The organism is Alkalihalobacillus sp. TS-13 (genome assembly GCF_019720915.1).
Classification (GTDB): domain Bacteria; phylum Bacillota; class Bacilli; order Bacillales; family Fictibacillaceae; genus Pseudalkalibacillus.
Window position 1 is genome coordinate 3,456,632 of sequence record NZ_JAHKSI010000001.1, and the last position, 23,468, is coordinate 3,480,099.

The window sequence follows — 23,468 nt, forward strand, 5'->3', positions numbered from 1 at the left end:
ATGACAAAAAATTCAGTTCAAAATCAACCACTTGTTAAATATGAAAAGGTTACAAAGAAATTTGGTGATTTAGAGGTTTTAAAAGGACTAGACCTTGAGATCAATCCTGGAGAAAGAGTCGCATTGATCGGTCCAAGTGGCTCAGGGAAAACCACAATCATCAGAATGTTAATGACACTGGAGGAACTTACTGACGGCGTTATAATCGTAGACGGCACGCCATTATGGCATAAAGAACTGAATGGCAAGTTGGTGCCAGCTGATGAAAACCATTTACGTAAAATTCGAGGGGATATCGGTATGGTCTTCCAACAATTCAATCTATTTCCCCATATGACGATCCTGAGAAATGTAACTGAAGCTCAAATCCATGTAAAAGGTACTCCTAAGGATGAAGCTGAAAAACGGGCGATTGATATGCTTAAGAAGGTAGGGCTTGGAGAAAAAATCAATGCTTATCCTCTTCAATTATCAGGTGGGCAACAACAGCGTGTTGCCATTGCCAGGGCAGTCGTCATGCAGCCGAAAATCATGCTGTTCGATGAAGTCACTTCTGCGTTAGACCCTGAGCTCGTAGGGGAAGTGTTACAGGTTATTAAAGGAATTGCAAAAGAATCGGATATGGCCATGATTCTCGTCACACATGAAATGGATTTTGCACGGGATGTGGCCGATCGCATTGTTTTTCTTCACGATGGACTGATTGAAGAACAGGGAAGCCCACAAGAAATATTGGAAACCCCCCAGAGCCCTAGACTTCAATCCTTCCTTAAACGTTTTTTGAGTACTACTTAATAATTAAGACTCTATACGCTCATTTTCAACAGTGTTTTGTGAGCCTTTTGCAAGGCTAATCACACATATTTCGCAACTGGAATCGCCATATCATAAATAAAAGCGCAACCGCCCTGATAAGCCACGAAGGTCACTGGAAGTCCGAAGAGGAGGCTGTTGCCGCTGCAGAAGGACTGAAGTGATCCAAGTGGTTGGGCGGTGGAACTAGACATTTCTTCACCGATACCAAAATTTTTATACTTTCAGAAAAAAGAGCTCAGATTCGAGCTCTTTTTTCTCTTTAATAGAGGGGGAAATATGCGAAACTCCTGTGAGAAAGCAGTCTAAGCGGAACCCCGTAAGCGAGGAACGAACTGAGGCAGATTGCCACATATACGAAATAGCCTTAAATAAGTATTTTTATTCCCTCCCTTATTAAAAACCCTAGACCAACGTTTACACCTATTTCCTTATCATGGTTTCAGGCAAAACAGTGGTTCCTTACCCCTAACTATCAATGTCCAAATTGTAAACGCTTCACTTTATGTAAGACCTTCTATTTACTAATTCTTCCACTTTTTGTGATGTTAGATAAACTCACATGGTTAATGAATACAAATGTGGTTCATGTAAAAATAAACATTATCAATGCATTAGAGGTGGTTAGAATGGAAACGAACGTTTACAAGGGAAACAAAAAGATTCTAATGTTAACAACACTAGCTTTTTTCATTACTTTTGTCGTTTGGTTTAACATGGCTCCATTAATGTCAACCTTGAAAAGCACTTTCGGTCTCACAAATGATGAGGTAGCTATTTTGGGTGTAGCAAACGTTGCTTTGACAATACCAGCTCGTGTATTAATTGGAATGCTTGTTGACAAATTTGGTCCAAGAAAAGTGTATTCTGGATTATTGATGATTTTAAGTATTCCGTGTTTTGCCTTTGCCCTATCAAATTCTTTTATCCAATTGATGGTTTCAAGAATGTTTCTTGCTATTATAGGTGCCGGGTTCGTAGTTGGGATTCGTCTTGTATCGGAATGGTTCCCACCTAAACATGTTGGTTTCGCTGAAGGAATTTATGGAGGTTGGGGTAACTTTGGGTCTGCAGCTGCCGCAATGCTCCTGCCGACGCTAGCAATCATATTTGGCGGTGAGAATGGCTGGAGGTATGCAATTGGTTTAACAGGTCTTATCGCACTTGTATACGGGATTATCTTTAGCCGTATAGTAAGGGACACACCTGAAGGAATTGAATATAAACGTCCTAAGAAAAGTGGAGCATTAGAGGTTACGAGCTATAAAGATATGATAGGGTTAATCATAATGACGTTACCTGTTTACGGTATCCTCGGTTTTTTAACTTATAGATTAGGATGGCAATTGAATTTCATTAGTAATGGAGTTGCTTATACCGTATTGGCGGCATTGCTCGGACTTTTCGTTCTAAATATTTACAAAATTCTTGATGTTAACAAAGAAACATTAAAAAATGGGGTTCCTGAAAAAGAGAAGTATTCGTTTAAGCAGGTCGCCATTTTAGACTTCTCTTATTTTTGTACGTTTGGTTCTGAATTGGCTGTTGTTTCGATGCTACCATTATTTTTCGAACAAACATTCACATTAAGCATTGCCCAAGCTGGTTTAATTGCAAGTAGTTTCGCATTTATGAACTTAATGTCACGCCCAGGTGGTGGATGGTTAAGTGATAAATTTGGTCGAAAGAAGACGTTAAGCATTTTAATGTTAGGTTTGGCACTAGGATATTTCGCCATGGCACAAATTGGTTCTAGCTGGCCTATATGGCTTGCAGTCCTAATTACAATGTGCTGCTCATTTTTCGTCCAAGCAGGTGAAGGTGCAGTTTATTCAATGGTGCCACTCGTTAAAAAGAGAATAACAGGACAGGTTTCTGGAATGGTAGGAGCATATGGAAATATTGGTGCAACGACATTTTTAACAATTTTTAGTTTTGTTAGTCCAAAGGCCTTCTTTATCACAATTGGATGTTCAGCGATTGTTTGCTTCTTGTGCACTTTATACTTGAAGGAACCAGATATGGAGGCAATTGTAGAACAAACCTTAGAAAAGGATGAAGAAAAAAATGCAGAGAGAGTGGTATCCTAAAAAAACAATGTATTTCATCGTGTAGGTCATCCATTGACTATTACGCTTTGAGATCTGGACAATTATTTCTCTATAGTGGATGAACAAAAGCCCTCTCTCCTATGACTTTATAGAGAGAGGGCTTTGTGTAAAAATTTGTGGATGACTACCCCACATAGACTGGCTTGCCTTATTTTATCTGTCGAATCAGCCGATCGACTATTGTTATTATTTGCTTAGTTTATAATAATCCATCTTAGAAGTCTCTACAAAACCACAGGATTTATAGAGGTCTAAGGCATTCTTGTTTTTCACAGCAACTTGCAGCATTATTTTATTTACTTGCCTTTCATTCAGGTAATCTATCGCTTTCATTAGTATCTCTCTACCATAACCTTTTCTTCGATATTCCGGAAGGACTCCTAACCCGTAAATACCACCTAAACCATCATTTACAGCCAAATGTACCTTTCCTATGATTGTATTGTCAATTTCAACAATAAAAATATCTACCCCGCGCTTTGCCTCTTCCTCCGGGAGAATCAGATCCTCTTTCACGGATTCAACTTGAAAATACATGGCATTTTGCCTTGCGATTTCTTTTGCGTCTTTATTGATTGCTTTCCTAAGTATCAAATCATTTAAAGCTGAACCTAGATTCGGTTTACCTCTTAAATACATTTCATATTCTGAGTTATCATAAAGAGCACCAGTTCGTTTGATAAATTCAAGACCAGGTAAAGAGGTATTATCACAAAGTAAAAGCATATCCGTCGTTTTTCTTTTATACCACTCATCTTTCACCAATGAGAATAAGCTGTTGAAAACTCCCATTCTCCTATATTCAGGATGAACCATGCCATTAACCTCTAATTCTCTACCAAATTGACATATACCAATATATCCGATAAGTGTCCCTTCATCATAGAACATAAATTCATTGATCCTATTAATATCTACACTTTTATCCAGTGCTTTGCTCCATTTATAATCAAGTTCTAGCTTTAGTGTTACGTTATCTTCCATAACACAATACTTCTGGAGACCATTTATTTCTTCATAGTCCTGTTTTTCTAGATGCCCTTTTAATTTTATACTGGGGCTTTTCATTTGCTCCATAATTTCGTATATCTCCTTTTTGTTGAAGAGAATAATAAGAACGTATATAAGTATATAGTAAAAGTACAACTGCATGAAGATTTCATGTCATCCGACATAAATATTATTTAATAAGCTTTGTACAATTATATATCATACTGGTTCTTTTTACTCCTAAACCGGTAGTCTGTCTTTCCTAATTACATGATGTAAGCGCTTTCTGTGATGATAACATTTTGTTATTATTTTTTTTTTTAGTATTTTATATAAATACTAGAAAGTTAGGAAAGGGAGATTTATAAAGTATGAGGAAAAAATTCGTATATCCATTTTTAATTGTTTTTTTAAGCTTTTCATTAGGGGCTTGCTCGGAAAAAACGAAAGAAGCACCTGATACAAATGAAAGTGAAAGAAAAGAGAATCACAGTAAACAGACTGCTCATTGGTCCTATGAAGGGGAATCAGGGCCAGAACACTGGGGAGAATTGGACCAAGCGAACGCAACATGTGTTAACGGAAGTGAACAATCTCCAATTAATATTGAATTCTCACAGGTAATAACCGAGAAAAAAACAGAAAACATTCAGATTCAATATGAGCCCACACCTTTTACACTAGTAAACAACGGTCATACCGTGCAGGCTAATGCTAAAACAGAAAGCAACAGTATATTAGTTGGAGGAAATAAGTACAAGCTCGCTCAATTTCACTTCCATACTCCGAGTGAACATCAATTTAATGGTCAACATTATGATATGGAGTTACACCTTGTACATAAAGACGCGAATGGAAAGATTGCCGTCCTTGGCGTAATGATACAAGAAGGGGAAAAAAGTGAAAAACTTGCATCTATTTGGGATGAATTACCGAAGGAAGAAACAAGAGAAGATATTCCCGTAAAAGAACCAATCGATTTACAGGGTATACTTCCTCAAGATCAAACGTCTTTTCATTATAATGGATCGTTAACAACTCCTCCTTGTACAGAAGAAGTGAAATGGGTCATATTTGAGGAGCCGATTGAAATGTCAAAAGAACAAATTCGGGCATTCCAGCAAATCTTCCCCGACAACCATCGTCCTGTACAATCTTCAAATGATCGTGAAATATATGAAACAAAATAAAGAATGATATCAAGTAAGTTGGCCACCATAAATTCTTTTCTCTTATTCAAGAAAATGGTCCTTATGTAGAATAACTACCAAAATCTGTTTGTTCCTCTTTTTCTAGCTTCGCAACAAGAATTGCAATTAAACCCTCTATTATACACTTGGACAAGAAAAATCGCAGGTGGTTTCATACGGAAACCACCTGCGATTTTATACGTTAATTTGCTCTGGGCTTAAACAAAACCCGTTAGGTTATCATGCCGCTACTTGTTTTATTATTTATTCATACTGGATAGAAAATCACCTAGTGGATCATCGTCCTCTTCAACCTCTTCATCCTGTTGAGTTTGAATTTCTTTTCGCAGGTTTTCCAAGTTGATTCCATCCAGGTCGTCATCGTTTTCTACCCATTTCTGTTCTGCTTTTATATCTTTACTAGAATTGAACGCGTCTGGTTGGAAGCTTGTCAATGCAGCAGCCGCCTCATCTTCTTGTAGATAAAGTGCTTCATCAATATCAATTGAATTGCTGTTAAGTGTTGCGAGAAGCGTAGTTGCACGCATTGGGTCATTAATCAAATGAAACAGGATACTCCCGATCAACGCTTCTGAATGCTCATGCTTGATCCAATTCCTCTGTGCTTTTGTCAATTGCTTTGGCAGAGGGATTGTAATCGTTTCTCTTTCTTTTGCAAAGGATTCGTTCACTCCTTGCAGGACATACTGAGCTATTTTACTAGAAAAGTTTCTTCTCTCAGTTTCTTTCAGCCTTTGCAGTTGTTTTAAAAGATGATCCGGTGTATCTGAAGGTACACGAAACGTAATCGTCTGCCCTCGTTCAACACCTTTTTTTGAACCACTCATACAATCACCTACTTAGCAGATGCAGTCGCTTTCTTTTCGTCTTTCGTCTCTTTTGTGTTCTTACGGATGAAATCAGAAATCAATTTATAATAGGCGTTCGCCATCATCCAGACACTTTCGTTCTCATCCTCAAAGAATTCGATATTGAATCCATCCAAATTATTATTCAGTGTCTTCAAATAATCTTTAAGCACTGCAGATCCCCCACCTACAAAATAGCAAATCTCTGTTTGGGAATTACGCTGCCAAACGTTTCGCAAATAACGATATTGCTTTTTGGCAAGTTCCAAGAGGATTCGGTCTGTAATATCATGGACATTTGTCCTGCTACCTTTTACCATGATGTGATGACGATTGTTCTTTCTAGTAATAATATCGACAACATCTCGGCGGCTGTCCAGTTCTACGCCATGCTTCGTTAAAATTTCATCACGGATCGCTTCAAGTGATTCTGCAACACCAAGGTTGAAACCTTGTGCTTTATCATCATCTACATTCCGGTTACGAATGACTGCGATATCTGTCGAAAGACCTCCGATATCTTGAATGAGGATTTGTTTGTCGATTAACTCTTTATTAATAATGTTGAGATCATTATCCATTACTAAATTGACAAAAGCGGCGAAACCTTCAGGATATACTTTAACTTCATCGAATTTGATATTCACTTTCAATCCTTGATAACGAGGCGTCACTAAGAATTCAACCTGGTGTACGGAACCCAATAATTGAGAACGATAACCGACATCTTTACCTTCTTTGACTTCCCTTAGTGGTAAGCCTGTCCCAAGCGTATAATTCGCTTCAATTACTTTTTTATTGTTATTGCTCTCTTTCTGGCCATATCCCACAGCGTCTAATGCGATTGAAGCAAACAGCATAATCAACGTTTGGTCTTCTTCTGATTTACTGCTTCCTGGGTCCAACTCTGTTGAATTACTTGTTTTCGTCGCAAGATTACCCACACGATAAACTGCATTGTTTTCTTTCAGCGCTGGAGAATGGACACGGATATGTATGTTATCAATCGGGTCTTTTTCGTCCAATTCCTCAATTCCAATGACAGGACGATCTTCCATATCTCTCGCAATGACATTAGGAATGTACAAAGCATTTTCAAGTTTTCCAAAGTTCGCTTTTACTGCATCATTACCAACATCAACTGCAGCAACTCTTGATTTAGTCATAATAAAATTACCCCTCTCAGAGAAAAGTATTTAATAGATTAAACTTATTAGACAATCGACCAATAGTCAATGTGTCTTTTTTCGTGTTCTTTTTCGTGTACATGTACACATTTTGTAAACACCTGTCACATCAGAATGTATACGTAATTGTACACTTGTACACGATATTGTACACTTCATGTTTACTTCTTGTGTACATGTATACATTTTTGTGTACATACCATTATTTAGTAAATTCAACCTCTCCCTACTCTCTATTAAACAATCTAAAATGAATAGATATTCGATTTGTTTGTGTCTGATGTTGTAATTTATTGTCATATTTATAGAGTACTATGACATGAAAAGATGGAGAGAAAAGATTTGATAGAGGAATTAGAAACGGTGGATCGAAGTTTCGATTTGAAATATATGACAAACCAGTGCGTTTTGAGATACTATTAATTTTTTAAGAAAGGGGTGTGTAGGTGAATTGATAAAGAGGGTAAGACGTTTTGAATAGGTCTATTAGATTATAAAAGAGGAAGAAGACTCAATTAATTATTGGAACAATATTACAATTAGCGGTATGCTGGTAAGCGGTTGTTAAAATGAAAATAAATCGTGGAGTAATGATAATGAGAGAATACCTAAATAACACATCCACAAATAGAATGCATAAAAACTCCCTTCTATTTCACTGAATAGGAGGGAGTAAATGGTGGAATATTGTTGATTCTTTCCTAATTCGCAGATCGGAATTGATCACTTTCTGTCGAGCCTGTGAGTGCTGTTGTAGATGAAGTACCTCCAGAAATGACCTTAGCTACTTCATCAAAGTAACCCGTTCCAACTTCACGTTGATGCCTTGTTGCTGAATATCCGTATTTTTCGCTGTTGAATTCAGCTTGTTGCAACTCAGAATATGCCGCCATTCCTCGATCTTTGTATTGTCTTGCCAATTCAAACATACTGTGATTTAAAGCATGGAATCCTGCAAGAGTGACAAACTGGAACTTATATCCCATGTTACCAAGCTCTTTCTGGAATTTAGCGATCGTCAAATCATCTAATTTAGCTTTCCAGTTGAATGAAGGTGAGCAATTGTATGCAAGTAGTTTACCTGGATATTTTTCATGGATTGCATCAGCAAATTGTTTCGCTTCTTCAAGGTTTGGTTCGGATGTTTCACACCATACCAAATCTGCATAAGGTGCATACGAAAGCCCTCTTGCAATTGCTTGATCAATGCCCGGATTTGTGCGGAAAAATCCTTCTGGTGTGCGTTCACCGGTGATAAAATCTGCATCCACCGGGTCGATATCACTAGTGATAAGATCTGCAGCGTTCGCATCTGTACGAGCGACAATAATCGTCGGTACCCCCATGACATCTGCTGCGAATCGCGCTGAGATCAAGTTGCGGACGGAAGTTTGGGTTGGAAGCAATACTTTCCCTCCTAAATGTCCGCATTTTTTCTCAGAAGACAATTGATCCTCGAAGTGAACACCTGCCGCTCCCGCTTCAATCATGCTCTTCATTAGTTCGAACACATTCAATTGACCACCGAATCCTGCCTCAGCATCTGCAACAATCGGAGCAAACCAATCAATGTCATCCGACCCTTCCATACACTGAATCTGATCAGCACGTTGCAGAGTCTGGTTGATCCGTTTCACAACCTGCGGAACACTATTGGCTGGATAGAGACTTTGGTCAGGATACATATTACCTGAAAGGTTTGCATCGGCTGCAACCTGCCACCCGCTTAAGTAAATAGCCTTCAACCCTGCCTTAACCTGTTGCATGGCCTGGTTCCCCGTCAAAGCACCAAGAGCGTTGATATAACCATCAGTATTAAGCAGCTTCCAAAGCTTTTCAGAACCATGTCTTGCTAGTGTATGTTCAATCTCGATCGAGCCTCTTAAACGTACTACGTCTTCGGCTGTATAGGGTCTTGTAACACCTTTCCAACGTTCATTATTCGTCCAATCGTGCTCTAATTGTTCGATCTTTTCATTAGTCAACGTTATATCCTCCCTTATATCAAATCAGTTTAATTTTCAGTAAGCTGGAAGCTTCCATTTTTCGCCCTGTAAGAAATCGTAGTCTTTACCGCCATCGATTGTCTTAATAGAATTGGTATTCACTTCCTCCCATTCCATAAGACCATTAAGTATTCAACAGAAATAGAAAGGACGAGGTGCCCCTCATCCTTCTATTCTGCTTTCTTAGACAAGCAGTGCTCACACTCCATGAAATATGACTCAGCCTGTTCCACAATCGTCTGTCCACATTCAGGACATTTCTTCTTGGGTAAGTTTTTGAAAAATTGAACCGGATTTTCCAAAGCCATTTGTAATTCCTCCTTTTTTTGTTTAATATCCTTTATTTTTTCTGTTATAGTACAGTATACATAAGTCAGGTGACTTTGTGTACCCATTTTTTGATTTTTTTGAAATTTAATTATTCAATAGGCGTAAAACCCTGTTATACAGGTCTTTTTTGAAATTAAAAATTCGTCTTTAAATATATGCCTGTTATATTACAGAGTCTTGATATTAAAAATAACCATGAAAAAAACCCCATTAAGGAGCTGTTATATGACAATATAAAAGGAATCATTTTCATATGATGTTCATAATAAATATGGGACCCCTGGAAATACAAGCATACTTTTTTATAATTGCACTGATTATTGATAAGATTAATCAGTAACTATATAAAAGAAAGAAGATGAGAGCATGTCATCAGAACAAACATTAATAGGTATTCCAGTTTCGGTATTAGATCTTTCTCCTATCTTAGCTGGTGGTACACCCTCTGACTCTTTTCAAAATACAGTAGATTTAGCACAACAAGCTGAAAGATGGGGATATAGACGGTATTGGCTAGCAGAACATCACAATATGCCAGCAATTGCGAGTTCTGCTACCTCAGTATTAATCGGTCATGTTGCTGAACACACTTCAACGATACGTGTAGGCTCAGGTGGGATCATGCTGCCAAATCATGCACCACTTGTCATAGCTGAGCAATTTGGAACCTTGGAAACATTATTTCCAGGAAGGATTGATCTAGGTCTAGGAAGAGCACCTGGAACTGATCAGAGAACGGCATATGCACTAAGACGACATCACAAACAGGATGCTCAAGACTTCCCAGAGCAATTAGAGGAACTACGCAGCTACTTCGATCCATCAAGAACTAGTGAAAGCATGAAAGTTCGAGCTTATCCTGGTGAAGGATTGGACGTTCCGATTTGGTTATTAGGGTCAAGTGGTTTCAGTGCTGAATTGGCTGCACGAGAAGGATTACCGTTCGCTTTTGCCAGCCATTTCTCACCCAACAATACTCTTCCTGCACTAGAGGTATATCGTAACTATTTCGAACCATCCGATATACTCGAGAAACCTTACGCAATGGTAGGTGTCAATATAATTGCAGCTGATACGGATGAAGAAGCACAATGGTTGGCAACTTCCTTACAGCAACAATTTCTGAATTTGATCCGAAACAGACTGGGTCCGCTACAGCCTCCTGTGGAAAGCATGGAAGGAAGATGGACTGAATATGAAAAGGTAGCATTACAACAACAATTGGGTGGCTCTATTATCGGTAGTCCTGAAACTGTAAAAGATAAGCTTAAGAAGTTTCTTGAGGAAACGAAAGCAGACGAACTGATCGTCGCTTCTCAAATCTTTGACCATAAAGCACGGTTACATTCATACGAAATTCTCTCAGAAATTATGAATGCCTAATAGAAAGGAGCCTGTTGAATATAACTTTCAACATGGCTCCTTCTTCTTGTTCCATTCTCTCAACCTAAAGATTTCAGATAATGACAAACGGTTTCAATTCCAAGCGTGAAGTTTTCTAAATGGAAATGCTCGTTTGGTGCATGGAGGTTTTCGGATGGTAAACCAAAGCCCATCAGCACAACAGGAGCATCCAGCACTGTGGAAAATACCTCTACAATCGGAATCGATCCCCCTTCTTTAGGAAACAGAGGTTGTACACCATAAACCGTTTCATATGCATCTGCCGCTTTTTGTATCATCGGATTCTTGGAGTCTAATAAAACTGGTGCAGCTTGGATCGATTGTTTCAATAGAACCTTTGTCCCTGCAGGTTTATGAGTCTTCACATGCTGTTCAATCTTTTCAAAAACAGTTTGTGGATCTTGCTCACCAACAAGACGGCAGCTGATTTTTGCACTCGCCTCACATGGGACAATCGTTTTGATCCCCTCTCCCTGAAACCCAGCAGTAATCCCGTTTATTTCAAGTGTTGGCCGGATACCGGTTTGTTCAAGAAAATTAAACCCTTCTTCACCAAACAACGCTTCCAATCCCAATTCTTGCTTTGTTTTAACCTCGTTGAATGGAATTGCAGCCACTTCATCTTTCAATTCTTCCGTAGGATCTGGTACTCCTTCATAAAATCCTTCAACTGCAACTTTTCCATTTTGTTCGTGTAACGAGTCTAATAGTCGAACGAGATTATGTGCAGCATTTGGAACCCCTCCCCCATATACACCGGAATGAAGATCAGAGTTTGCTGTTTTTACGAAAAGCTCCAAAGCTAACGCACCTCTAAGAGACGTACAGATCGCTGGTTGTCCTCTTTCAATGAATGAAGTATCGGAAATAAGCACTGCATCACAGGATAGCTTGTCTGTATGTTGTTTTATGTAAGGGGGGAGATTCGGGCTTGCCTGCTCTTCTTCACCCTCGATGCATAGCTTTACATTGACTGGGAGTTTTCCATCTTCATCCATCAGTGTTTGAAGGGCTTTTACATGGATGAAAAGCTGGCCTTTATCGTCTGTGGCACCTCTTGCATAAAGCTTGTCGTCTCTCACTTCAGGTTCAAACGGAGGTGAATCCCATAATTCTATCGGGTCCGCTGGTTGTACATCGTAATGGCCATATATCAATACAGTCGGCTTATCATCCGCGTGCAGCCAGTCTGCGTAGACAATTGAATGTCCAGCTGTTTCTATCGTTTCGATGTTTTCCATACCGACCTCTTCAAGTGATGCCGCGAGCCACTCTGCAGCCTTTCGCACATCCCCTTTATGCTCGGGAAGCGTTGAAATACTCGGTATCTTTAAAAATTCTATCAATTGTTCGATATATGCCGTGTTATGTATCATCTTAGAATCTTTCACACAGTCAACCTCCCTAAAAAAATGATCTATATCAATAAGTATAACAGTAAAAAAGCCCACAAAAACTTTCTCTGTGAGCTTTTTTGTATGAATCAACTAATTATCCATTCAATGGGTTCATGTTGGCTTCTCTCTTTGCCTCTTCAGAAGTTTGATACGTATACCCAGTCAATTCCCACTTCCATAAATCAAAGGTGACTGACCCAGACGATGAAAGGTGGATAGAAGAGTTCTTTTTATCAGGAAAAATCCGGGAAGAAAAGACTTCCTCACCGTCATTAACAAAGACTTCAATGGAAGACTGATCGATGAACAATTGTAATGTCGCTAGCTTCGGTATTTGACAACTTCTTGATTCTGTAGATTTATTGTCAAAGTTTTTCCTTTCAAGGGTAAGCACTTTTGATTCGTTTTGATAAATTAATTTTGCATAGTCGAATAGATCGATTTCAAAGCGGTTGTAAGGATCAGCATGTCCAAACTTCAATACTATTTCCATGACGTCCCCATCAAGTTCAGAAAGATGCAGCGATTCGTTATTTATATTGAAATCTTTCTTTTCAAAAAGGGTCCCTCGCATCTTTTTAAGTTCTTCTACAGGACTTTGATGGAATTTCCCATTTTTTATGCGAAGTTCTCTCGGAATGGTCATATTGTGGATCCATTTATAAGCCCGAGTTGGCTGTTTTTCTTCATCTTGATCTGGAACCCCCATCCACCCGATTAATATTCGGCGCCCTTCCTCATCTAGAGTGGTCTGGGGAGCATAAAATTCAAATCCACGGTCAAGTTCACAGAAAGGACCATGATGGAGAACAGCACCATCGTAGTCAAGTTCACCAATGACATAGCCCGATTGATGAACATTGTTATAGTGAATGCCTTGTGGTTCCAAGCCTTGAGGAGAAAACAAGAAAACATCCACACCATCCATATGGAATAAATCCGGGCACTCCCACATATAGCCAAGATAATCGTTTTCTTTTGAACCTGAAATCTCGCCTTTCAACTCCCAATCAATTAAATCATCAGACATATAAAGGACCGCACAACCAAAATGATCTTTTGTTTGGGCTCCGATTATCATATACCATTTATCATGATGTTTCCATACTTTAGGATCACGGAAATGAGCAGAATACCCTTCTGGCAAATGGATAACGACTCCTTTTTTCTCAAAATGGATCCCATCCTCTGAGACAGCTAAACATTGATAAGTCTCGCGTTCATTCCTCTCATTTTTGACATTACCCGTATAGAATAATTTCATTTTTCCATCATGGTTGACTGCACTGCCGGAATAACAACCATTTTGTTCATACCATTCACTGGGTGTCAGTGCGATTGGTTCAAATATCCAATGAATGAGGTCTTGAGACGTATAATGTCCCCAGAACTTTGCTCCATGTCCTGTTTTGAACGGCATCCATTGAAAAAAAACATGATACTTGTCTTTCCAATGGATAAGTCCGTTCGGGTCGTTCATTAACCCAACTGGTGGCATTAAATGAAAATCCAGGCGATAGGGATCACTTTCCACTATCTCTTGATATTCTTTTATCTCTTCATAGGCTTTCTTTCTTAATGATCGGTCCTTGTTCTGCATGATTCCTCTCCTCTGTCTATCTGAATATTGCTTTATACCAATAGTAAGAAAACCCTGTATCTAGACAAGGTCTTCATTACCTTATAAGCTTTTTTATTCTTATGCTGTTTCTTTCTGAACGGATTTATTTTTGTCCGAAAAGCCAATTACCCATGTCAAACCGAACGCAACAGCTATCGAAACAAGATTGACGAGAATATAGAACAAGATTTGATCATTTAAGAACAATAGCGTTCCTGGGATCACCGTGATCGCCATACCAGTTGCTTTCAGTCCGAAAAGCGTTGCCATGAAACCTCCTGCACCTCCACCGATAAGACCCATGACAAACGGTTTTACATAGCGTAAGTTAACCCCGAAGATGGCTGGTTCTGTAATTCCTAAAAAGGCAGAGAGGGCGGATGGAAGTGCCAATGCCTTCAGTTTTTTCGATCTTGATTTTAGACCAACGGCAAGAGCCGCTCCACCTTGTGCAGCTATTGAACAAGTAATGATCGGATTGAACGGATTATTGCTGAACCGTTCCAAAAGCTGAATTTCCAAGAAGTTGAATATATGATGAACACCGGTTACGACAATGATTTGATGGAAGAATCCGATAATTAACCCACTTAACCCGAATGGCAATTCTAATATTGTAAGTGTTCCTTGAAGTATGGCTTCCTCGACAGCATGGAAAACCGGTCCAATCACCATGAGGGAGAGGGCAATCATAACCAATAGCGTTAAAAATGGTGTAACGATCAAGTCTAAAACTTCAGGCACCACTTTTCGAATCCGTTTTTCTAATTTCGCTCCAACAAGACCTGCGATAAATGCGGGTAAAACAGAACCTTGATAACCGAGTACCGGAATGAATCCTAAAAACGTGAGTGGTTCTGCGTCACCTGCTGCTACCTCCCATGCATCTGGTAAAGAAGGAGATACTAACATGAAACCTAATACCAACCCTACAGTTGGATTACCACCAAAAACCCTGAAAGTTGACCATGCAATCAAAGCCGGCAAGAAGATGAAGGCAGTATCAGTTAAGACTTGCGTGAAAAGAATGAAGTTCTGTGAAACATCATCTGGTGTCATCCCGAAAAGTGCTAGAATTTGTTCCTGCATCACAAGACCACGTAATCCCATAAACAATCCAGTTGCAACTAGGGCTGGAATAATGGGTACGAATACATCTCCAAATGAGCGTATCGCACGTTGAAAGAAATTCCCTTGTTTTACGACTTCCTTCTTCTGTTCATCTTTAGTAGATTCCGTGACCCCGAGGTTGGAAAGCTCCTCGTAAATTCGGTTTACAGTGCCCGTCCCTAAAATGATCTGGTATTGACCTGAATTGTAGAATGCACCTTTGACTTTATCAATGGACTCTACCTTTTCTTGATCGATCAACTCTTTATCATTTAGCATGATACGGAGTCGAGTAGCACAATGGGCAATTGATTGGATGTTTTCTTTTCCGCCTATTGCGTCAATGATGCTTTGAGCGATGTGTTTATTCTCAGTCATAATACAAATCCTTCCTTTCTTAGCATAAAGTATTTGTTATAATTCTAATTTCCTACAACCCTTGAAGCGAAGGATCTTTGGAACTTGTAAACGCATACAAAGGTTATTTGTGTGAACGATTCCACATTTCTTAAAAAAATATTTCTTTAGGCGTCTCCTACCGACATGTGAACGATTCCACATCAGTCATATAAAAATGATAACGTTTTCAGGAGATTATACACTATTTCTCATGATAAGTCTATAGTTTAATGTAAAACTTTTATATCCAATGTGTTTGTTTTCCAATTTCTCAAGCATGTATTTCGCAGCTTTCTTTCCTGCTTCTTCATTAAAGTAATCGACAGTGGTCAATGGGGGCGTAATGTATTTGGATAGATCCGATGCACCAATACCTACTATAGCCATATCTTCTGGAATAGAGATGTTTCTTTCTTTTAAATATTCAATTGCTCCAACGGCCATTCGGTCAGTAACGGCAAATATCGCCGTCGGATGCGCCTTCGATTGTGTTAGAATTTTTTTCATAGCTTCATAACCGGATTCATAGCTAAAATCACCTGTTTGCAGCCATTTCTCATCTAACTCACAGTCATATTTCCCACAGGTATCTAAAAATGCCATTTTACGTAGATAGCCGACTGCATGGTCTTTTTCATCCACACCAATAAAAGCGATTTTCCGATGGCCACGCTCAATAAGGTGTTCCGTCAATTCGATAGACGCATTGTAATCATCATATACGAGTGAAGTGACCCCCGGCAGGTCTTGACCTAAGGAAATGAAAGGAATTTTAATCCCTCTTATCGCTTCGAGAAGACGATCATTAATATTTGTCGCTAACAAAATGATTCCGTCAACCTGTTGCCCTTGCAATAGTTTGATATATTCGATTTCTTTTTCCTCATTGAGCTGGGTATTGGCAAGTAATGTTTGAAAACCGAATTTCGATAATTCACCATTGATTCCGTTCACTACTCTACTTGCTGTTTCCGTACTGATTTTAGGCAAAATCACTCCAATAACACTTGAGCGCTTTGTTCGGAGTGATTTAGCTTGTGCACTTGGAATGTATCCAGTTTCTTTTATGGCTTTAATGATCCGTTTTCTCGCTTCTTCACTCACATAACCATTATTGTTTATGTAACGTGATACTGTCGTACGCGATACATTTGCCAATCTTGCAATATCTTTTATCGTTGTCATGACTATGCCTCCGTAAAGTCCTTATCTGCATTTTACCATAATCAAACAGACCAATTTTCACTAAGTAAGTAAATTGCCGTAAATAACAGAATGATATATGTAAAGATCCGGAATAGTCTTTGATTGATCCTTTCAAATAACCGCTGACCTAAAAACAATCCTACTAAAACTAATGGTAATGCATATCCGCTTGACAGCCATACTGTTTGATTCGTTCCTGCAAAAACAACTTGGATGAGCAAACTCATCGAATAGATGAATAAATAGAAAGCTAATGTCGTTCCGCGCAATCTTTCCTTTTGTGTATCTGTCCCCGAAAAATAAAGTAAAATCGGCGGACCAGGCATACCGATGCTCGTTGTCAACGAACCAGATAATCCACCGACGACCAAATCTTTTTTCTTATTTTGTTTGATTCGAAATTTGAAGATCAATAGTACAGTTAATAGTAAGATGATCAAACTAATTCCCAGTTTCAACCTGGTCATATCCAAAGATAAAAAAACGATGATGCCGAACGGGATACCGATCGTACTCCCAATAACAAACCTCTTTAAAATTCCAAAATCAATATCTTGTCTGATTTTCATTATTAAAGCACAGGAAATGACCAACGATAATATCAAATTGATCTGTATCGCTTCTGTTGGTTTAAATAGCAATAATAGAAACGGAGTCGCGAGGATTGAAAAGCCGAACCCTGTGCTCGTTTGCAGTACCGAAGCCACTAGAATGATCAGTATGAAGATGACAATGTCCAAGAAAACACCAACTTTATTTCCAAGAATGATTGTTTATACTATCATTTCTCTATAAATTCCACGAATGCATGCAGGATCCTTGCTGTAAGTCCCCAGATTACCTTACCTTCATAAACATAGAAGTATTCTTCGATTTTCCGTGTCTGCCATTGATAGTCCTCACCATTTGCAATCAAATGAAATGGAAAACCGTCTTCCGGCTTCACCTCGAAATTTACATAGTGAATCTTTGGTGGGGTGTTTTTGAAAAATGATAGCGGAACTGTAAACACTTCCTCTACCTCAGAAGGGTTCGGTTCAATATTCACATCTGAACAATTCAAAAAACCTACATACGTATTCACCATCATGCCAAACGGGGAAAGCATATAATCAAAAGGAGAGACCTCTGTAATCTCCTCGTCTGTAATCCCTAGTTCTTCTTTTGCTTCTCTAACCGCCGCATCCCGAGGGTGTTCGTCCTGAGCATCCACTCTTCCTCCTGGAAAGCAGATTTCCCCCGGCTGACGCCTCATATTTAGAGAGCGGACTTCAAACAAGAGATGCACTCCGTCTTTTTTTTGGATTAAAGGGAGAAGGATCGAGTAATGATTCAACACCTTGTTTCCGATAATGGTAGGTGTATGTTCATTCAGTTTCCGAATAATATCTTTTCGTTTCATAAGCACACTCCCAGTATCGTTTCCTTTACTATAACAGAAGAAACGCCTGTTTTTAGGGTTATAAGTCTTCGTTTTATTAAGAGCCCCATTTAAATAATTATTTCATGATATTTGGAAAAAGCTTTATACCTATTTCAGTATTAGTGTAAGTACCAATAGAGCATTGAAGAAAAACTATACTGTAATTGGTAAAACAAAATCTACTTTTTATCAATAAACCCTAGGAATAAGACAAGCTTTCGGTCTTTTCCTCTTCTCCTGTCCCAATTAGTCCTGTTTTGGGACTGGAATTTCACTTTTTGCCCTTCTCCCTGTCTGAAGTTGGCCCGTGTTCGGACAATCTTTCAATTCTAACTGAAATCATTAAAAAGAACCTTTAATCCAAAGATAGATTAAAGGTTCTGCGTTTTAGTAATCTATTATTCTCTCGCCATGAAAGATATGAATTAACGATAGGCTGGTTCTTTTTCGCTTAAACCAAGTTCGTCCGCTGTTGAGGAATGAATTTCACGTATAAGCTCCGGATTTTCCACTAGTGACAAACCATAAGAAGGAAGCATTTCTTTTATTTTCGGTTCCCACTCTTTCATATGTTGCGGGAAGCATTTTTCTAATACCTCAAGCATAACGTGAACTGCAGTAGAAGCACCAGGAGATGCCCCAAGCAATGCAGCTATCGAACCATCAGCGGCACTTACAACTTCAGTGCCAAATTGAAGTGTTCCTTTACCGCCTGCATCAGTATCTTTGATAACTTGTACACGTTGACCTGCTACTACTAAATCCCAATCCTCACTCTTGGCGTCCGGAATAAACTCTCGTATAGCTTCCATGCGCTTTTCTTTCGATAACATTACTTGTTCGATCAGGTATTTTGTCAACGACATCTCTTTTACACCTGCCGCCAACATCGTTAGGACATTATTCGGATTAACAGAAGTAAGCAAATCTAAATTCGAACCATTTTTTAAAAACTTTGGTGAGAACCCAGCAAATGGTCCAAAAAGCAACGATTTTTTGTTGGAGATATACCTTGTGTCCAGGTGCGGAACAGACATTGGAGGTGCCCCAACCGGCGCTTTTCCATATACTTTTGCATGATGCTGCTCTACAACTTCCGGATTGCTGCATACCATAAATTGTCCGCTTACCGGGAAACCACCAATACCTTTTCCTTCAGGGATACCAGATTTTTGGAGTAAGTGCAGGCTTCCACCGCCGCCGCCAATAAAGACGAACTGTGCTGTTTTACGTATGACGTTACCGCTATCAAGATTTCGGACTTTCAATTCCCACGAGCCATCACTAGCACGTTTCATATCCTCAACACTATGTTGGTAGTTTATATCAACGTTATTACTCTTTAAGTGATCAAACAATTTACGTGTTAAAGCGCCAAAGTTGACATCCGTTCCAGAGTCAATTTTTGTTGCGGCTATAGGTTCATTCACTTTACGACCTTCCATAACTAGCGGAAGCCATTCCATCAGCTTTTCAATGTCATCAGAAAATTCCATGTCTTTGAACAAAGGATTGTTTGACATCGCTTCAAAACGTTTCTTTAAAAACGCTACATTCTCTTCCCCACGTACGAAACTCATATGAGGCAGTGACATGATAAAGTCCTGCGGATCCCTTATCATCTTGCTGTTTACAAGATAAGACCAAAATTGTCTTGAAAGCTGAAACTGTTCATTGATTTTTATCGCTTTGCTTATATCTATAGATCCGTCTGGTTTTTCGTTTGTGTAATTAAGCTCACACAATGCAGCATGTCCCGTTCCTGCATTATTCCATTCGTTAGAGCTTTCCTCACCTGTTTTTCCAAGCTTCTCAAACACTGTAATTTTCCAGTCCGGTACTAATTCTTTCAGGAGTGCTCCTAAAGTCGCGCTCATGATCCCAGCGCCAATTAAGATTACATTTATTTTAGATTCTCTGTTGCTCATTTTTACCATCCTTATACCTTTGATTTACAGTACAGCCTAGGGAAACCTTGTCTCTATCAACCATATCATAGTGTAGTTACAATAATTTAAAGATTTTAACGAATTTCTACTATTCTCTGATAATTATATACCATTTAAGGTTGGTAAAAAAGGGGAGTCCTTTATACAACCAGAAACATGCAAAAAAACAAGGCATCAGCTTGTTGGCGGCGGGATCGAGGCATTGGTATCAATTACAACTGGACACACTCACCAAAATTTTTACTTGAGTTTAAACATAGGCTCTGTGAAAGAACTTTGTTGATTTTAAACATAATTCGCGACACTCCTGCGGGAAAAGCGAGCCAAGCGAGGATCCACACTTTTTAAAAGGAACTTCAACTATAATAATGAACTTCGACTAAATACCACCACGTCCTATGGTGAACGTCGAAGTCAGTACATCCTGTACAAGTACGTCCTGTGGTGAACGTCGAAGGAGGAGGCTTGCGGAAGTGGGTTATACAGGGAAGTGAATTTCGTAGTAATCAACAATAAAAATTAACAAGCCTAAACAAAAAAGCTTCAACAGTATGATACCTGATTTCTGGGAAAATATAAAAGGCAGGAGGGATCTATATGAACAATAATTACTTGACGGTGGAACAATTCAATCAATTCATACAGCAATGGAGCGGAAAGACCATTAAGATCACAAAGCAGGAACTCGGTGATCAGGATAGCATCATTATGAAATTGGATGATATTTCTTATCATAAAGATACAAGAAGAATCGATGATTATGAGCCCATGCATTCGATCCATTTAATTGGTGAAGGAACAACTGAAATAGATGCACAAGGCGGAGTGCCTCTACCAGCTTCTTCTTACGAAATACCACTGGAGGATACAACTCAGTACCAGTTTGATGACATCCGATTTTCCCTCGTAACTGAACGAGGGACTTATACGATTGAACTGTACGGATAAAAAGTCAGCAAGACATCAAGAAAAGCGAAAGCGCCCTGTTCAGCCACGAAGGACACTGGAAGTCCAACGAGGAGGCTGTCGCCGCCGCAGGAGAACTGAAGTGATCCTAGTGGTTGGGCGGTGAAGCTAGACATCAAGAAAAGCGAAAACGCCCTGTACAGCCATGAAGGTCACTGGAAGTTCGACGAGGAGGCTCGAACCAAACAAAGTTCGGTTCAGCGAGGGCAAACACTTCGACCTAAATCAATGTGTCGACCGCCGCAGGAGAACTGAAGTGGTCCAAGTAGTTGGACATTGGAGCTGGACATTTCTTCACCACAACCAAAATTTTTATACTTTCTTATCCATTAAATAATCCCAATAAAGGCAATCGAAGAAATAGTTGCCTTCATTGGGGTTTAAATATTACTTTTGTATTTGATATTTTGATACATCGAAAGTGTGTAGGGTCCGCCTTCAGTATGCTAACTTTTTAGTGAAACCGTGGGAACAGGTACCCGTTCTATAAAAAGGTTAAAGTTGAACCTATCTCCTTCATATGCGGTTGATCTGTCCATAAGATGAAGTAATTGTAAGTTTCACCTTGGATATTAATCGGGGTTGGATACCTTACGATTAAAGCGGATTGATTCATCATTTCTGCTGGTTGGTCCGCAGAAGGAAAAATGTAGCAAGCTTCTTGGTTTTGAATTCGTGCCTTCAAGATTCTTGGCATGGATCCATAGGGCATTAATTGATGGAAAGCTTCCCCATGACACACCTCATCCAAATTTTCACCAGCTGAAATAGCTGATATTTGAAAGAAACCGTCAGTACCTTCGTATCTTTCTTCGTTCACTTTTCGCCAGTTCGATGGATATCGGAAACGAACCTTGTAGGTAGTGTTCGTATATGTGCTTTGGGATACATCCATGATGGGTGTTGGAGACCATTGAAGAGACTGGATGTTAACTCCTTCAATTAGTCGAATTGGAACCGGGCGATGGAGGTCGATAGCCCACATTTCACGGGCAAATTCCTGTTCCCTGCACCCACTAAGATATGCTATTTTTGTTCCATCTGTAGACCATGTGACAGGTGATGCAAAACAATTAGATATAGCCCAAATTCGATCCTCTTCTCCTCGCCTCCCCACCGTCCGAACTTGCGAAAAATATCCTCTATCTTCCAAGGCAGTAGCACTATAAGCAATTTTTAAAGAATCATGAGACCATTCCGGAAAATAATTCTTTGCAAGGGGCCCGCCTTTTACTTCGACAACATTCCCTGTTGAAAGCTCAACGGTGTGAATAATGGAGATACTGACACCTGGTGTTGTATAAAGTACAAAGCTTCCGTCAGGTGATAGCTGGGCATTATTAAGCCGCCCTTCTGTGTTGCTTGTGATTTGCTGTTTCCCTGTCCCATCGGTTTGAATTCGGTAAAGCTGACTAATTCCTGATTCATCCGGTGCCTGAAAAAGCAGTTCCATACTACTGGGAAACCATTGAACATCTGTTGAATTGGGTTGTTGGATGCTTTGCGCCTGATGAGACAGTACGTTGTACAAGATAATGTGACCTTGCTTTGTATATGCAATTTGGGTGCTGTCAGGCGACCAATCCAATTTAAACTCAACCTCTTCTCCAATCTGATCGATTTGAGCAATGGAACCTGTTGCAACCTCAATTACATAGATGATTCTGTTCTTTCCTACAAACGCAATTCTCCTGCTGTTTGGTGACCACTCAGGTCTTGAAAAGGAGTCACCTAATCCACTGGTGAGCTGCACGTTCTCTCCTGTCCGGGGGTTATATAACCAAACATCATAATTCCCACCCCGATCAGAGATATAGGCAATCCTTCCTTGGCCACCAGGAGGGGCGTATGGAATCATTAACTTCATACCAGGAAATAGTTGAGAGGATGGAAGTTGGTTTACCATCCGGATAAGCTCATGATTTGGCTCCCCATTCGTTATTACATTAAAGCGCCCTGCAAGCTGATACAGTGTATCCCCTGGTTGGACGATATAATAAGGTACACCTGGAGGAACCTTTAATAATTGACCGATCTGAATGGCATAAGGTGGTTGAAGTTGATTCGCCTCCACTATCACTGAAGATGGAACTTTATATAATTGTGAAATTCGAAACACTGAATCTCCTTGTCTAACCCTTACTATGTCCACCCCAGGCGGAATGGACAGCTGTTGACCAATATAAATCGTGTAAGGAGCTCTCAAATTGTTTGCAGCAATAATGGAATCTGCCGGAATTCCCCATCTCCTGGAAATCTCGTACACCGTATCACCTGAACGTACTGTGTAAAAAGTCTGCATGGTATTCACTTCCCATAAGGTAAAATTTCCATTAGCAAAGTTGAAGTATTAAATGGGTACACTCTCTCTGCCCATATACTATTCGATAAGAGGTGCAAAGTTCACCAAATATGAGGTTTTTAAAATTTTATCTAAATAATGTAGAAGTAGTCCCTTTTGCTTCTTCATTATATAGATCAGCTATTCGATACTCAT

At 39.4% G+C, this 23,468-nt stretch carries 18 protein-coding genes; 5 read left to right on the forward strand and 13 right to left on the reverse strand.

The features are described from left to right. Together ehuA and KOL94_RS16435 are read left to right on the forward strand one after the other, a co-directional pair. A complete protein-coding gene (gene ehuA, locus KOL94_RS16430) occupies positions 1–795 on the forward strand; it encodes an ectoine/hydroxyectoine ABC transporter ATP-binding protein EhuA (RefSeq protein WP_221567462.1) in 795 nt (264 codons plus the stop codon). Between the two features lie 647 nt (positions 796–1,442). Then, entirely contained in the window at positions 1,443–2,903 is a 1,461-nt protein-coding gene (locus KOL94_RS16435) for a NarK family nitrate/nitrite MFS transporter (RefSeq protein WP_221567463.1), read from the forward strand. A 207-nt stretch (positions 2,904–3,110) separates the two neighbouring features. Here KOL94_RS16435 and KOL94_RS16440 read toward each other — a convergent pair whose 3' ends face one another. After that, the gene (locus KOL94_RS16440; RefSeq protein WP_221567464.1) at positions 3,111–4,001 is read right to left on the reverse strand and encodes a GNAT family N-acetyltransferase; all 891 of its coding nucleotides are present in this window, start codon (positions 3,999–4,001) and stop codon (positions 3,111–3,113) included. A gap of 284 nt (positions 4,002–4,285) precedes the next feature. Here KOL94_RS16440 and KOL94_RS16445 point away from each other — a divergent pair, with 284 nt between their 5' ends. Further along, a complete protein-coding gene (locus KOL94_RS16445) occupies positions 4,286–5,104 on the forward strand; it encodes a carbonic anhydrase (RefSeq protein ID WP_221567465.1) in 819 nt (272 codons plus the stop codon). Between the two features lie 260 nt (positions 5,105–5,364). On the opposite strand, the gene KOL94_RS16450 is transcribed toward KOL94_RS16445, so the two are convergent. The 4 genes from KOL94_RS16450 to yhfH all read right to left on the reverse strand — a co-directional run bounded on the left by KOL94_RS16450 (position 5,365) and on the right by yhfH (position 9,474). Next, positions 5,365–5,952, reverse strand: coding sequence for a hypothetical protein (locus tag KOL94_RS16450; RefSeq protein WP_221567466.1), 588 nt, complete (start codon positions 5,950–5,952; stop codon positions 5,365–5,367). 8 nt (positions 5,953–5,960) lie between these two features. Continuing rightward, a complete protein-coding gene (locus KOL94_RS16455; protein ID WP_221567467.1) occupies positions 5,961–7,139 on the reverse strand; it encodes a ParM/StbA family protein in 1,179 nt (392 codons plus the stop codon). A gap of 722 nt (positions 7,140–7,861) precedes the next feature. After that, positions 7,862–9,145: an isocitrate lyase gene (gene aceA, locus KOL94_RS16460; protein ID WP_221567468.1), complete on the reverse strand. Its 1,284-nt coding sequence runs from the start codon at positions 9,143–9,145 to the stop codon at positions 7,862–7,864. Between the two features lie 191 nt (positions 9,146–9,336). After that, complete coding sequence (gene yhfH, locus KOL94_RS16465; protein ID WP_221567469.1) at positions 9,337–9,474, reverse strand: protein YhfH; 138 nt, start codon at positions 9,472–9,474, stop codon at positions 9,337–9,339. Between the two features lie 388 nt (positions 9,475–9,862). Here yhfH and KOL94_RS16470 point away from each other — a divergent pair, with 388 nt between their 5' ends. Further along, positions 9,863–10,879, forward strand: a complete 1,017-nt coding sequence (locus KOL94_RS16470; protein ID WP_221567470.1) for an LLM class flavin-dependent oxidoreductase — start codon at positions 9,863–9,865, stop codon at positions 10,877–10,879. 59 nt (positions 10,880–10,938) lie between these two features. On the opposite strand, the gene KOL94_RS16475 is transcribed toward KOL94_RS16470, so the two are convergent. From KOL94_RS16475 to KOL94_RS16505, 7 genes are all read right to left on the reverse strand, one after another. Further along, positions 10,939–12,276: a dipeptidase gene (locus tag KOL94_RS16475; RefSeq protein ID WP_221567763.1), complete on the reverse strand. Its 1,338-nt coding sequence runs from the start codon at positions 12,274–12,276 to the stop codon at positions 10,939–10,941. A 115-nt stretch (positions 12,277–12,391) separates the two neighbouring features. Then, positions 12,392–13,897, reverse strand: coding sequence for a glycoside hydrolase family 32 protein (locus KOL94_RS16480; RefSeq protein ID WP_260412353.1), 1,506 nt, complete (start codon positions 13,895–13,897; stop codon positions 12,392–12,394). Between the two features lie 99 nt (positions 13,898–13,996). Beyond that, positions 13,997–15,406, reverse strand: a complete 1,410-nt coding sequence (locus KOL94_RS16485; RefSeq protein ID WP_221567471.1) for a sucrose-specific PTS transporter subunit IIBC — start codon at positions 15,404–15,406, stop codon at positions 13,997–13,999. 216 nt (positions 15,407–15,622) lie between these two features. Beyond that, positions 15,623–16,612: a LacI family DNA-binding transcriptional regulator gene (locus KOL94_RS16490; protein WP_221567472.1), complete on the reverse strand. Its 990-nt coding sequence runs from the start codon at positions 16,610–16,612 to the stop codon at positions 15,623–15,625. 41 nt (positions 16,613–16,653) lie between these two features. Next, positions 16,654–17,373: a sulfite exporter TauE/SafE family protein gene (locus KOL94_RS16495; RefSeq protein ID WP_221567473.1), complete on the reverse strand. Its 720-nt coding sequence runs from the start codon at positions 17,371–17,373 to the stop codon at positions 16,654–16,656. A gap of 41 nt (positions 17,374–17,414) precedes the next feature. After that, positions 17,415–18,035: an NUDIX hydrolase gene (locus KOL94_RS16500; RefSeq protein ID WP_221567474.1), complete on the reverse strand. Its 621-nt coding sequence runs from the start codon at positions 18,033–18,035 to the stop codon at positions 17,415–17,417. Positions 18,036–18,481: 446 nt separating this feature from the next. After that, positions 18,482–19,984, reverse strand: a complete 1,503-nt coding sequence (locus KOL94_RS16505; protein ID WP_221567475.1) for a malate:quinone oxidoreductase — start codon at positions 19,982–19,984, stop codon at positions 18,482–18,484. A 618-nt stretch (positions 19,985–20,602) separates the two neighbouring features. Here KOL94_RS16505 and ymzB point away from each other — a divergent pair. After that, entirely contained in the window at positions 20,603–20,953 is a 351-nt protein-coding gene (ymzB, locus tag KOL94_RS16510; RefSeq protein WP_221567476.1) for a protein YmzB, read from the forward strand. Between the two features lie 502 nt (positions 20,954–21,455). Here the strand turns inward: ymzB and KOL94_RS16515 are convergent. Further along, positions 21,456–23,273, reverse strand: coding sequence for a LysM peptidoglycan-binding domain-containing protein (locus KOL94_RS16515; protein ID WP_221567477.1), 1,818 nt, complete (start codon positions 23,271–23,273; stop codon positions 21,456–21,458). Positions 23,274–23,468 lie beyond the last annotated feature (195 nt).

What these genes read in the sequence shown, in the direction of transcription:
- KOL94_RS16515 (WP_221567477.1), bottom strand. Translation starts at nt 23,273, where the DNA reads ATGCAGACTTTTTACACAGTACGTTCAGGTGATACGGTGTACGAGATT.
- ymzB (WP_221567476.1), top strand. Translation starts at nt 20,603, where the DNA reads ATGAACAATAATTACTTGACGGTGGAACAATTCAATCAATTCATACAG.
- KOL94_RS16490 (WP_221567472.1), bottom strand. Translation starts at nt 16,612, where the DNA reads ATGACAACGATAAAAGATATTGCAAGATTGGCAAATGTATCGCGTACG.
- KOL94_RS16435 (WP_221567463.1), top strand. Translation starts at nt 1,443, where the DNA reads ATGGAAACGAACGTTTACAAGGGAAACAAAAAGATTCTAATGTTAACA.
- KOL94_RS16485 (WP_221567471.1), bottom strand. Translation starts at nt 15,406, where the DNA reads ATGACTGAGAATAAACACATCGCTCAAAGCATCATTGACGCAATAGGC.
- KOL94_RS16470 (WP_221567470.1), top strand. Translation starts at nt 9,863, where the DNA reads ATGTCATCAGAACAAACATTAATAGGTATTCCAGTTTCGGTATTAGAT.
- yhfH (WP_221567469.1), bottom strand. Translation starts at nt 9,474, where the DNA reads ATGGCTTTGGAAAATCCGGTTCAATTTTTCAAAAACTTACCCAAGAAG.
- KOL94_RS16440 (WP_221567464.1), bottom strand. Translation starts at nt 4,001, where the DNA reads ATGGAGCAAATGAAAAGCCCCAGTATAAAATTAAAAGGGCATCTAGAA.
- KOL94_RS16480 (WP_260412353.1), bottom strand. Translation starts at nt 13,897, where the DNA reads ATGCAGAACAAGGACCGATCATTAAGAAAGAAAGCCTATGAAGAGATA.
- KOL94_RS16450 (WP_221567466.1), bottom strand. Translation starts at nt 5,952, where the DNA reads ATGAGTGGTTCAAAAAAAGGTGTTGAACGAGGGCAGACGATTACGTTT.
- KOL94_RS16455 (WP_221567467.1), bottom strand. Translation starts at nt 7,139, where the DNA reads ATGACTAAATCAAGAGTTGCTGCAGTTGATGTTGGTAATGATGCAGTA.
- KOL94_RS16500 (WP_221567474.1), bottom strand. Translation starts at nt 18,035, where the DNA reads ATGAAACGAAAAGATATTATTCGGAAACTGAATGAACATACACCTACC.
- ehuA (WP_221567462.1), top strand. Translation starts at nt 1, where the DNA reads ATGACAAAAAATTCAGTTCAAAATCAACCACTTGTTAAATATGAAAAG.
- KOL94_RS16475 (WP_221567763.1), bottom strand. Translation starts at nt 12,276, where the DNA reads ATGATACATAACACGGCATATATCGAACAATTGATAGAATTTTTAAAG.
- KOL94_RS16445 (WP_221567465.1), top strand. Translation starts at nt 4,286, where the DNA reads ATGAGGAAAAAATTCGTATATCCATTTTTAATTGTTTTTTTAAGCTTT.
- KOL94_RS16505 (WP_221567475.1), bottom strand. Translation starts at nt 19,984, where the DNA reads ATGAGCAACAGAGAATCTAAAATAAATGTAATCTTAATTGGCGCTGGG.